Source organism: Klebsiella sp. 141240 (assembly GCF_050600805.1).
Classification (GTDB): Bacteria; Pseudomonadota; Gammaproteobacteria; order Enterobacterales; family Enterobacteriaceae; genus Klebsiella; species Klebsiella aerogenes.
The window spans coordinates 67,476-79,247 of the sequence record NZ_JAQIRK010000017.1 but is presented as its reverse complement, the minus strand read 5'-3'; the positions used below and the strand labels follow the sequence as shown (position 1 = coordinate 79,247).

Here is an 11,772-nt window from a genome sequence, read left to right as displayed (position 1 = left end):
TGAGTAAGCAGAGATATTCCGGCATGGGCATTCTTCAGGCTATAGCCTTACAGGATCAATCACCACCTCCCTAGGAGGTGGTTTAGGGATGACAATAAAAAACCCCGTGTTAACGGGGTTTTTAACAAAGCATCGGGAACATAGGCCAGTCAGTTACGCAGCCGCGGCGCCTGCAACTGCTTACGGATAGTCTGCGCCAGTTCGTCCATCGACGGCTGTTCGGGATGTTCATCGCTGGCTTCACTACTGAGCTGCGCTTCCGCGAGGTAGGTGTGAACAGGCTGGCCGTCCTCATCTTCCATCACAACATGATACCAGGGGGCCGCGCGCAGTTCATCGTTGGCGCCGATTTCATCCGCGGCGGGCTCGTCAAGCGAATACTCTGGATCGATATCAACGATTACGCCAAGGTAGCCGAGTAGCGTATGGCGAACCTGTTGGCCGATACCGAATTTGCTGGCAATCATAGTCACCTCCCGGGAAACGCTGGCGCCCACTGTATCCATCATCTTCAAATGTTCTTGAGTCATGAGAATAACGTGTGGGCGATGTTCCGCTTTTCAAGTTACATGACGCGACAGGCAAACCCTTTCAGATACAGACCTTCCGGGTAGGTTGCGATCACCGGGTGATCGGCAGCCTGACGGAACTGCTCTATAAATTGTACATCACGCCCGGCATCTATTGCGGCGTCGGCGATGATTTTCTGAAATAAATCGGTGGTCATCAGGCCGGAACAGGAGAAAGTCAGCAGTACGCCACCTGGGTTCAACAGCTGGATCGCCAGCATATTAATGTCTTTATAGCCGCGGCAGGCGCCCATCAGCTGGCTTTTGTTTTCGACGAATTTCGGCGGATCCATGACGATGACATCGAATTTTTCCCCCTGATCGCGATATTTACGCAGCAGTTTGAACACGTCATCGCGTACGAATTCGGCTTTCGACAGATCCAGCTTATTCAGCTCAACGTTCTGTCTGGCGACATCCAGCGCCTCCTGTGAGGTATCAACGCTGGTGACCTGACGGCAGCCGCCCATCAGCGCAGAAACCGCGAATCCGCCGGTATAAGAGAAGCAGTTGAGGACGCGCTTATCGGCGACGTAGCGGCGGGTCGCCAGACGGCTATCGCGCTGATCGAGATAGTAACCGGTTTTATGGCCGCCCTGGATATCCACCAGCAGCTGCATACCGTGTTCGGTAATAGGCAACAGCGCCGGCGGCAGTTCACCTACCACCGGGCCCTGCGCCAGATCCAACCCTTCTTTTTTACGTACCGCCACATCGCTGCGATCGTAAATCGAGCATTGCGGGAACAGGGTCTGCAGGGCGCTAACGATAGCCGCACGCTGATACTCCGCGCCGGCGCTCAACAGCTGCAGGACGAAGAAATCACCAAAGCGATCGATTGTCACGCCAGGCAGGCCGTCGGATTCCCCGGCGATTAAACGATAGCTGTCAAGACCATCGCGCTCTGCCAGCCATTGGCGCCAGGTTTGCGCCTGCTGCAGGCGACGCTCGAAAAAAGCATTGTCGATAGCTTCATGACGATCGAAACTCCAGACACGGGCGCGGATCTGCGAGGAGGGCGAATAGGCGCCGCGAGCGAGCCATTTCCCCTGCGAATCAACGATATCGATCGTCTCGCCGGAACGAGCTTTACCTTCCATCCGGGCGACGGCGCCGGAGAAAATCCATGGATGGCGACGCAGCAGGGATTTCTCGCGTCCTTTGGCTAATACTAAGCGTGGGATAATGGAATCTGTCATGGGGCTACCTTTAAGCGACGGAGCGTCGGCACCGAAAAATGGCGCGTAGATTAGCATAACTGGCTGGGGCAAGCACCATTCCTGCCGCCGTCGGGCGGATGTTTTAGCGTCAGGCAAAAGCGAGTATGCTGGCGATAATTTGCTATGCTCTGCATCAGGATAGCGCAGTTGAGGAGGTAATAATGGCGAAGGTATGCACGATGGCGTGGGTTCACGGAGTCGTTCAGGGCGTGGGATTCCGCTATTCAACGCAGCGTGAAGCGCTGCAGCTGGGACTGACCGGTTATGCGCGAAATCTGGATGATGGCAGCGTGGAAGTGCTGGCCTGCGGACAAGCGGAACAGGTGGAAAAACTGATTGCCTGGCTTAAGGCCGGCGGTCCGCGTAGCGCAAGGGTCGACAGGGTATTAACTGAGCCCCATCAACCCACCAGAGAGTGGCAAAAATTCGCCATTCTCTATTAAATGCACTTCACCGGTTTAGGCAGGCCGGCGATTTTCGTCGCCTGCTTGGCCGGCCCTTTGGGGAATAACCGGTACAGATAGCGGCTGTTGCCTTTCTCTTCACCGAATTTATTCGCCATTGCTTTGACCAGCATACGGATGGCTGGCGAAGTATTGAATTCCAGATAAAAATCGCGCACGAAGCGCACTACTTCCCAGTGTTCGACGGACAGGGTGATCCCTTCCTGTGCGGCGATAACTTCCGCCATCGCTTCACTCCACTGAGTCGTCTCTTTCAGATAGCCTTCGCTATCGGTCTCTATTTCACTGCCTTCAAAGATAAACATGATTTTTCACATAATGCGGAAACTGCGCGCAGTGTAGCAAAAAATAAGGCCCCGCATAAGCGAGGCCTGGTGTTGCAGGAGAGAAGGTTAGTCTCTGCTGGCGAAGCCGAGGATGCTCAGCAGGCTGACGAAAATGTTGTACAGCGAAACATACAGGCTAACGGTGGCGCGAATGTAGTTGGTCTCGCCGCCGCGGATGATGTTGCTGGTTTCAAACAAAATCGCGCCGGAAGAGATAAGGATGAACACCGCGCTGATGGCCAGATGCAGAGCCGGCAACTGCAGGAAGATGTTCGCCACCATACCAATCAGAACGACCACCACGCCCGCCATCAGCATGCCGCCGAGGAAGGACATGTCTTTGCGCGTCGTCAATACGTAAGCCGAGCAGCAGAAGAAGACCAGCGCGGTGCCGCCCAGCGCCAGGCCGATCAAATCGCCCATGCCTGCGGAGAGGTAAGCGTTCAGCATTGGCCCCAGAATGTAGCCGAGGAAGCCGGTAAAGGCGAAGGCCGCCAGAATACCGCTTGGTTTATTAGCCAGTTTGTAGGTCAGGAACATCAGACCATACATGCCCACCAGGGTGAGGATAAGCCCCGGAGACGGCAGCATCAGCACGGTGCTGGCGGTGGCGGTGATAGCCGAAAACGCCAGCGTCAGGCTGAGCAGAAAATAGGTGTTACGCAGAACTTTGTGCGTGCTGAGCAGCGATGAACGGTCACGCGATGAGGTAATTATACGATCCATGAGTCACTCTCTTATGACAGATGTAATTAGTTATGAAGCATAAGAAAAGCGAGCCGAAAGCCATAATGCTTTTACCCATCTTTACTCAGATCCCGGCGCCGGTGGGGTAGCTTTTTATTCTGGCAAAATGGATTACGACAGTATGTTTATGCGTTCAGCGGCGGAAAGCAGATCTGAATCTTATAGGTCACTGAAAAATATTGCCTTAATGCCAGTCAGCGACTAAGTGTGGAAGGGGTATCAACGAAGCATAAAGGCAAGGGAAATGAAACTACAACAATATAACCACATCACACACGCATTACTGGTTTTGGGGTTACTCGGCAGCGCGGCCGCGGCAATGGCCGCCCAGGTCCCGCAGGGTAGCGAACTTGCAGCAAAACAGGAGCTCGTCAGGAACAACGGTAATGAACCCGCCTCGCTCGATCCGCATAAGGTCGAAAGCGACGTTGAGTATAATATCATCAGCGATCTGTTCGAAGGGTTGGTGAGCGTTTCGCCGCAGGGCGAGATTCAGCCGCGGCTGGCGCTGAAGTGGGAGAATAAAGATAACCTCGTCTGGACTTTCCATCTGCGCCCTGGCATCACCTGGTCCGATGGGACAGCGATTACCGCGCAGGATATCGTCTGGAGCTGGCAGCGGCTGGTCACGCCGACCACCGCTTCGCCGTACGCCAGCTATCCGGGTAATATGCATATCGTTAACGCCCGCGATATTTCGGAGGGAAAACAGCCGCCGGAAACTCTCGGCGTAAAAGCGCTGGACGATACCACGCTGCAGGTCACGTTGGATCAGCCTAACGCCGCCTTCCTCGCAATGCTTGCTCACCCGTCGCTGGTGCCTATTGATAAGGTGCTGGTGGAGCGCTTTGGGGATAAATGGACTAAACCGGAACATATTGTCACCAGCGGCCCTTACACGCTTTCGAAGTGGGTCGTCAACGAGCGCATCGTGGCGCAACGCAATCCTAAGTACTGGGATAATGAACATACGGTAATCAATAAAGTGACCTATCTACCGATTACTTCCGAAGCGGCGGATGTGAATCGTTATAAAGCCGGTGAGATAGATATTGTTTATACGCTGCCGGTGAATCAGTTTGCGTTACTCAAGAAAACGATGGGCTCGCAGCTGAATGTTTCTCCACAGCTGGCGACCTACTATTACGAACTCAATACCACTAAACCGCCCTTTAATGACCCCAGAGTGCGACGGGCGCTCAACATGGGGCTGGATAAAGATATCATCGCCGATAAGGTGATGGGGCAGGGGCAGCGTCCGGCATGGCTGATTAGCCAGCCCGATATCGGCGGCGTTACGCTTAAACAACCGGATTACGCCAGCTGGCCGCGCGACAAACGCATTGCCGAGGCAAAAAAACTGCTTAACGAGGCGGGCTTTAACGAAAGTCATCCGCTGGTCTTTAACCTGCTTTATAACACCTCGGAGACGCACCAGCGCATTGCCATCGCCGCCAGTTCGATGTGGAAGAAAAATCTTGGCGTAGAGGCGAAGCTGCAGAATCAGGAGTGGAAGACCATGCTGGATACCATGCATACGCATAATTTTGATGCTGTGCGTTATGCCTGGATCGCGGATTATGACGATGCGGCGTCATTCCTCAATAACTTCCGCACCGGCGACAGCGAAAACACCAGTCAGTACAGTAACCCGGCCTATGATAAAGCGCTGCATGATGCGGCGAAGGCGGCGGATGCCGCCGCTCGAGGCAAATTCTATCAGCAAGCGGAGGATCTGTTGGCTGAGGATGTGCCCGCGATTCCGGTTTATCACTACGTGCGTACCCATTTAGTGAAGCCGTGGGTCGGTGGGTTCGAGCCGGATAAGCTGGGCTATTACTACACCAAAGATATGTACATCATAAAACACTGAGTCAAAGGGCGTTCTTAACGCCGAATTTCTGCGCAAACTGCCTGAAATTCAGACGAATAACGCAGATTTGTTTGTTTTTAAGGCAGTTGAACAAAATGATGCTTTACAGCATCGGCAGAGGTGTTTATAGTGCGCCCCATACCGGAAGCGTGGCCGAGCGGTTGAAGGCACCGGTCTTGAAAACCGGCGACCCGAAAGGGTTCTAGAGTTCGAATCTCTACGCTTCCGCCAAATATGAAAAGGGGTTACCGAAAGGTAACCCCTTTTTGCTTTGGGCTCTTGGTATAGTGTTGGTATATTCACTTGGTATATTCTGTGTCCTATCGTTAATTAACATATCTTTTACATAATCAAGTTACCCCAATATTTATTTTCTTGATAGACTGTCTGTAATTTCTTGAATGGATTGGTCAAGTATGCAGATGCCTGGATTAACTTACTCCCACATACATGATTTTTGCATCAACTCGGTCCAAAGTATCGCCGATCAATTTGGTTGGGGGTTAAGGTATGGGAAGTTACGGCCAGATGATCTTCGTTTGCTTCAGACTGGTTCGTATGGAGATTTGCCATGGGTATGGGCCTTTGAGCAATACGGAAATCCGCTAAATGAAGACGTGCTCGACCTTTCAATGAGAATTAAAGGGGTTGATGATGCATTCCCTGGTGGAGCAGCTTTATGTCGGATTGATCAGCGTCGGCATCGTTTAGAAATTTGTATGGTGGAAAACTTTCTTAAAAGCAAAGATAGTCCTTTGACAAAGCGAGTTTGGTTATCCACGTTGATTTTTGCTCACTCGATGGCAACAGCGACTAGGCATGATGAAGTGTACATCATGAATCCGAAGACTCGTTATCTGCCGCTATACAGAAAATTCGGATTCTATGAAGATGCGTTCTGCATGCCACATTTATGTGCGAATCTCATTGAAATTGAACAAGCCATTACCGATGGGATGACACGAAACATAGCTCGCTGAAAAAGTGCTCTTTCAATTCCTCCGCACTTCCGCATTTTTCGTTGATTAGCAATTTGATAAAAATTTCCGCAAACCTTATACTGCAACCAACATGTTGACGTATCCGTCAACTGATTACGTAGGCATAAGGAATCACCTCATGAGAAATCAAGACGCTAAGTTCGATGTTGTCGATACGCTGGCCTTGATTGCACAGGCAACACAGTTCTGGCAGAGCTTGGATCCTCAAAAGCTTGAGGAGATGTGTGACGCCGAGATGGATAACTCTGGTACTCCTATAGAGCATAAAGCTGCCTGATGGTATCGTTTCTTTGATTGAGCCCGCGACAGCGGGCTTTTTTGTGTATGTACTAATCTGGCTTATCGAGCGGGGGGAAATCAAGAGACGGTGTTACTTTCACTTTTCGGTCGTATGTTGTTACCTGAAGTTCCGTCTTATGTCCGCTGAATAGCTGTTTGTCTCTACTACTACCTTCATAGTCTGAAATTGCTTTGGCTTTAATATCGTGGAACGTACCCGGAACAGGGCGACCCAGTTTCACCGCGGCTTGCTTTTTCGCATTATTCCACCATGTATTGAATGTTATTTTATTCACCCGCCCATACATGTGCAACGGTGAGAGGGTGAACGACGATCGCCTGCAGCTGGATAACAACGTAATCACTATGGACTCGCTGGCAGCGGTAAAGGTGCTGATTAAGCGAGTAGACGAACTGGAGGAGAAATTATCTGCATTAGAAATCCAGTAATCGTGTTTATTTGTCCAGACCCCAACTGACAATTTGTGCATGCAGAATGCAATCAAATCTGACAGTCCGCTTTGAGCGAGGAGCGGACACGACACTCTTCCTATGACAGATAAAAGCACTGTTAGCATAGATATATGTTGACAGTGCATAAGCCAAAAATTAAGTGATGTTGCTCACTCTTCTTCGCTTAAATCTGAAAACCCTACAGCAGGATCAAGTTCTTTATTTATTATTCTAACTATACGAGGGTCTGCTACTTCATAAAGAGTTACAGGCTTGCCACCGGCATCACTCGGAGTGGTGCCCTTTTTTTTAACAACCTGCATATCTTCCCAGCCTCTAATTTTATTACGAGCACCCTGATCACTTATTTTAAACAAACTTTGAACATCTTTGTTGACGAAATTATCTTTACCCAATCTGTAGATTTGCTGTAAAACATCATTATCATACCATGTGCCAATCGTATCCAAGCAATACTTGTCAATACCCGAGTTCAAAGACTGTTCATTAATACCACCTGTGAGTTCATTAGCATCATGTTCCCTAAATATAATATCGCATAGTTTTATGAGCTCACGTGGAGATTTAACAGAAATATGAATCAGTTGCTCAATAACCTTATTTTTATCCCCACTAACATTCAATACGCCTTCAAAGTTTAATTTTCCATCTGAGAAGAATGACATCCTTTTATCTAGCATTTCTTTAAGTTCATCATAATCCCATGAAATATTTGCATGAGCTATTTTATCAAGTCTAATTTTATATTTTTTATTAAAATGATCCTGCACAGCATCCCATACAAATGCTATCCATGAAAAATTATTAATCTCAAGTAGTTGTATATTTGATAGTAAAGGAAAAATTAGCTGAGCTGTTGCTTCTGAAGAGTTAGTAGTAACAGCAGTTTCATCAAGTTTATCAATTAAGACACAAATCCCTGAAAAACCGAAAGATTGACTAAAGTCAACTAAGCGGCTAATGAGAACTCGGGGGGCATTTGCGGATTCGCCAGTAAGGCTTTTAAGTAATTCCTCTGCTGGCTTAGATATATCAATTGTGTCATCTTCTAAAGTTTTTTTCGAAAGTACGTTAATGGCTGCTGCTATAACTTTACTTATGGATTCCCATCGATGACTTGTCCATACCTGACTTTTTTTAAACCATGCACTATCCAATAATTTCAAAGTGCTTTCAGTAGTTAACTCTCTCTCTCCCTCGCTCTTAGAAAGATAAAAACCTTTTAATAAAGCAAAAATTAACTCTCGCTGTTTAGCGCTTAATTGTGATATGACTTTCTTTCTTTCAACTTCCTCAAGTAAAGAAATCCATCCTAACATTTGTTCTATTACGTTGTAAGCAACAAGATAAATAATATCTCTTTCTGTCAACTTCCCTTTTTTAAACTTTTCAATTAAGTCAGTAAAGTCTGTTAAGTTAACTAGGAATGGTTTTTTTTCTTCTGTTGAGTAATCTTCTTTAAACACTGTCAGCCTTGTTGCACTTTTACCAGCGCCCCTTTGGCCAAAGAGTATAAAAGAATTTAGCTTTCTAGCCCTGTCAGTTATGGCTGAAAGATATGGTGGTCTTACTGCATATAAACTTATATCCGGTTCATTCTCAGCAGTGTAATGTTCGAAGGGATTGCTTTTAAGAGAAAATGTTTTAACAATAGCCATTGATAAATCCTTTTAGTTACGTATTAAATATTACACGAGTTGATATCATAACGTTATGATGTACTCATGTGGAGTGCCTTTCAACTACTGTTATGTAATTCTGCATAATATAAGACATTTTTATTGCTTTTACACTATCCGCTCCTGGCACGGAGCGGACGTGTTAACGAAGCTGAAGGTCCGCTGGGAGCGAGGAGCGGACGTTGATAGCACTTCACTAACTCTAAGAATAAAATATGTAGAATGCGGGTTATGAAATTATAGGTGTCCCAGGGGCAGTTAAGTCATGAGCACATAATTCACATAGGCTATTGACTGTCATTGGATTGTTTAATAACCTGTTTAACAGGTTATGCGCAGACCTGTCAGCCTGTAGACAAATCCGCCAAAGCGCTTTTTACCCTTTATTTTTCAGAGCATATCCTTTTAACTTTGCTCTGTGTTTACAGGCCGCAGAGTATTTGTAAAAGGAATATGCAATGCTCCCACACCTCAATGTTAACGATCACCGTTATGTCCCATCACTCGATCAGCTTCGCAAACAGGCTCGCTTCCTTAGAGATCACTGCAATGTTCAATTGAACCATGCCTATGAGATGGTCGCGTATCTTTATCGGTTTTCAAGCTGGGGAGAGCTGCTAAATCACACCACCAGTGATATAGCTGTCAAGGATCAGCAAATCGTTGCTCACATGCGAGAAGAACTCCAAACATACAGAAACCGTCTGCCACAATCTGATCTGAAACGATTATCCCAATTAGCAGCACTGAAGGGCACCATAACAGAGGCAGTAGTGAGTGACCGTATAAAGACATTAAACGATCTGGATATCGTTCAGATCTATAATTGCCTGTATAACGAAGAATACTGGGGTGAACCAGCTCCGGTTTCTTGGTATGAAGTCCTCGATGAAACTGATAGATGTTTAGTGCTGCTCGCTAAACGGACTGCTCTGGCGGGGCGTACCAAAACAGTCAATCCTCATATTAGTTTTCCATGGTTTGGATTCAGAATGTATGGATATTTACATTCTGATGGAAACACACTGAACTACAAATGCAGAGAGCTGGACAGCTACCTATGGCCCTCAGAAAAAAAATACACCACGGTATTCTGCAGGCCGTGGTTTGCTCCGTATGTCAGCGGTTTCATCCGTATGCAGCTTCATTCACTATGCAGTTCTGGTTTCTCAGGGAAAATGTCATTTGAGAGAATAAATAATGGCGATTTGGTTGAAGGACCAGTAAGACAACCATATTTTGAGGATGAAATACCAAGTTCATCAATAAACACAATTGTTGAAAATTTACTCAGAATGGGCGGCGTGAGGGACACTAAAAAACAAAACATAACATTCCGTTTTGGCAACGGTGAGATGTATTGATGGACCACTCATTCTGGATTTTACTTAGCGAACTGCCATCTTCAACAACTGCGTTTATTTTACTTGCTGGTGTCATCTATACGTTGGCAAGAAAAGGTTGCTTCCCTTCGCTTTCACAACGTCAGTTCTTTTATTTGATAATGACGTTTACAATGATAACTGGCTGTAAAATCTTATTTGGATAAAACTCACTAGGCCGATGTGCGACTTATTGATTAATATAAAGGGGCCCTGGTAATGTCCGCTTTTGGCACGGAGCGGACTTTCAGATTATGTTTGGCTCAGTGACTTAAGAGTGTCAGATCAGATCTAAGATACAACAAATAATGTCATTAAATGACATGCTATCACCCAGTAACCGTCTGCAGGGGTTACCGGGTGGGGATAGTCTTCGATACCGGGGTATTTGGGGGGCAGATTTTGGGGCAAAACGCGCCGTATTCAGCCCCGAAAATGACAGAGGTATACTATCTGCAGAGAAGTGGATAACTAACTGAAAAATATGGGCGTGATAATGTCTAAATATACCAGTGAATTATGATAATATATTGATTTTAAATAACTTTTCCACAACCTTGAAAACCGGCGACCCGAAAGGGTTCTAGAGTTCGAATCTCTACGCTTCCGCCAAATATGAAAAGGGGTTACCGAAAGGTAACCCCTTTTTGCTTTGGGCGCCTACGGCACATCCCTGCTTCACCTATTCTCGTCATTAATGAGTCTCCTCCTCCCAGTAGGGCGGCATCCCAATTTTTTCAACCATAAAGTCGATAAATGCCCGGACTTTATGCGGCACTCTCCTGTTTTGCGGGTAGAGCATCCAGATGGCGGTTTCGCTGGGGAACATACTAAATTCCCACTCCGCGAATACCCGTTGAATGAGCCCTTGTTCTTCGGCCTGACGCGATAGCCAGTTCGGTAAAATCGCAATCCCGGTATGATTGACGCAGGCATAAAGCATGGCGGCGCTATCGCTAACGCTCAGTCGGTAGTGAATCGGGATGCGCTGCCATTCATCTTCTGAACCCATCTTACGCGTATACCAACCGGCGCCATGCAGACGAGAAAACATCACGATATCGATCTGCTGTTGATCGGCGCCTGGTGTTGCTGTAGGGCGGTTTTCCGCAATCCACCTTGGGCTGGCCCAGGCTGAGCGCGTTTGCGAAGCCAGTTTACGGGCATGAATCGAGGAGTCAGGCAAGACACCGATGCGAATACTCAGGTCGATGCGCGTTTCAATCAGGTCCTGCACTTCATCGTTAAAACTGATATCCAGCGAAATGTTGGGGTGCAGACGAAGAAATTCATCCACGAAAGGCATCACGTGCAGACGGCCAAAGGTACTGGGTACGCTTAACCGCAGCAGGCCGGAAGGCTGTTTATCCAGTGCGGAAGTTAACTGGCGGGCTTCCTCCCATTGTAATAACAGTTGTTGGGCGTGCGAGTAAAAAAATGCCCCGGTTTCGGTTAATGCTAATCCACGGGTAGAGCGGTTAAACAACGTCACCTGTAAATACGCTTCCAGCTCGGAAATATGGCGAGAGACGGTGGATACTTCGATATTTAAGGCTTTGGCGGCAGCGCTGAAACTTTTATAGTCAGCGGCGCTAACGAAAGTTCTGATTGCGGATAAATGGTTCATCTGCTCTACGTCTCATTGATGATGAATGTTTCTCAGCAACCTATTCTGGTGTAGCCAACTACAATAGCGGTCCTGATGGCACAGCTTATCACTTTGTTTCTCTAATTATTCCCGGCAATATCTAAGGATAA

Annotated in this window: 12 protein-coding genes, 1 tRNA gene and 1 pseudogene; 7 read left to right on the top strand and 7 right to left on the bottom strand. The window is 47.5% G+C overall.

The genetic code is table 11. The annotated features are described in order from the left end of the window. Positions 1-149: 149 nt before the first annotated feature. Complete coding sequence (hspQ, locus tag PGQ95_RS22075) at positions 150-467, bottom strand: heat shock protein HspQ (RefSeq protein ID WP_015367415.1); 318 nt, start codon at positions 465-467, stop codon at positions 150-152. Positions 468-565: 98 nt separating this feature from the next. Next, on the bottom strand, positions 566-1,768 hold the full coding sequence (rlmI, locus tag PGQ95_RS22070) for a 23S rRNA (cytosine(1962)-C(5))-methyltransferase RlmI (protein ID WP_015367414.1): 1,203 nt from the start codon (positions 1,766-1,768) through the stop codon (positions 566-568). A gap of 182 nt (positions 1,769-1,950) precedes the next feature. Between rlmI and yccX the strand changes: the two genes are divergently transcribed. Next, positions 1,951-2,232 (top strand): acylphosphatase, encoded by a 282-nt coding sequence (gene yccX / locus PGQ95_RS22065; RefSeq protein ID WP_113374274.1) that lies wholly within the window; start codon positions 1,951-1,953, stop codon positions 2,230-2,232. On the opposite strand, the gene tusE is transcribed toward yccX, so the two are convergent. Together tusE and yccA are read right to left on the bottom strand one after the other, a co-directional pair. Beyond that, the gene (tusE, locus tag PGQ95_RS22060; RefSeq protein ID WP_045360166.1) at positions 2,229-2,558 is read right to left on the bottom strand and encodes a sulfurtransferase TusE; all 330 of its coding nucleotides are present in this window, start codon (positions 2,556-2,558) and stop codon (positions 2,229-2,231) included. The two genes, yccX and tusE, sit on opposite strands and share 4 nt — an antisense overlap. A gap of 87 nt (positions 2,559-2,645) precedes the next feature. Next, on the bottom strand, positions 2,646-3,305 hold the full coding sequence (yccA, locus tag PGQ95_RS22055; protein ID WP_015704916.1) for an FtsH protease modulator YccA: 660 nt from the start codon (positions 3,303-3,305) through the stop codon (positions 2,646-2,648). A 265-nt stretch (positions 3,306-3,570) separates the two neighbouring features. On the opposite strand from yccA, the gene PGQ95_RS22050 reads away from it, so the two are divergent. The 4 genes from PGQ95_RS22050 (at position 3,571) to PGQ95_RS22035 (ending at position 6,477) form a co-directional block, all read left to right on the top strand. Beyond that, positions 3,571-5,199: an ABC transporter substrate-binding protein gene (locus tag PGQ95_RS22050; protein WP_430919343.1), complete on the top strand. Its 1,629-nt coding sequence runs from the start codon at positions 3,571-3,573 to the stop codon at positions 5,197-5,199. 143 nt (positions 5,200-5,342) lie between these two features. Next, positions 5,343-5,430: transfer RNA gene (locus tag PGQ95_RS22045), tRNA-Ser, on the top strand. A gap of 185 nt (positions 5,431-5,615) precedes the next feature. Continuing rightward, the gene (locus PGQ95_RS22040; RefSeq protein WP_430919341.1) at positions 5,616-6,179 is read left to right on the top strand and encodes a hypothetical protein; all 564 of its coding nucleotides are present in this window, start codon (positions 5,616-5,618) and stop codon (positions 6,177-6,179) included. Positions 6,180-6,318: 139 nt separating this feature from the next. Continuing rightward, positions 6,319-6,477 carry a hypothetical protein gene (locus PGQ95_RS22035; RefSeq protein WP_430919339.1) on the top strand — a complete coding sequence of 53 codons (159 nt, stop codon included), beginning with the start codon at positions 6,319-6,321 and terminating at the stop codon, positions 6,475-6,477. A gap of 52 nt (positions 6,478-6,529) precedes the next feature. Here PGQ95_RS22035 and PGQ95_RS22030 read toward each other — a convergent pair. Then, positions 6,530-6,781: pseudogene (locus PGQ95_RS22030) on the bottom strand (integrase); the annotation flags it as partial. Positions 6,782-6,803: 22 nt separating this feature from the next. On the opposite strand from PGQ95_RS22030, the gene PGQ95_RS22025 reads away from it, so the two are divergent. Next, positions 6,804-6,929 (top strand): hypothetical protein, encoded by a 126-nt coding sequence (locus PGQ95_RS22025; RefSeq protein WP_430919347.1) that lies wholly within the window; start codon positions 6,804-6,806, stop codon positions 6,927-6,929. Between the two features lie 173 nt (positions 6,930-7,102). On the opposite strand, the gene PGQ95_RS22020 is transcribed toward PGQ95_RS22025, so the two are convergent. Next, positions 7,103-8,611, bottom strand: coding sequence for a P-loop ATPase, Sll1717 family (locus PGQ95_RS22020; protein WP_430919337.1), 1,509 nt, complete (start codon positions 8,609-8,611; stop codon positions 7,103-7,105). Between the two features lie 479 nt (positions 8,612-9,090). On the opposite strand from PGQ95_RS22020, the gene PGQ95_RS22015 reads away from it, so the two are divergent. Continuing rightward, a complete protein-coding gene (locus tag PGQ95_RS22015; RefSeq protein WP_430919335.1) occupies positions 9,091-9,996 on the top strand; it encodes a hypothetical protein in 906 nt (301 codons plus the stop codon). 712 nt (positions 9,997-10,708) lie between these two features. On the opposite strand, the gene PGQ95_RS22010 is transcribed toward PGQ95_RS22015, so the two are convergent. After that, positions 10,709-11,641, bottom strand: coding sequence for a LysR family transcriptional regulator (locus tag PGQ95_RS22010; RefSeq protein ID WP_316424489.1), 933 nt, complete (start codon positions 11,639-11,641; stop codon positions 10,709-10,711). Positions 11,642-11,772: the final 131 nt, after the last annotated feature.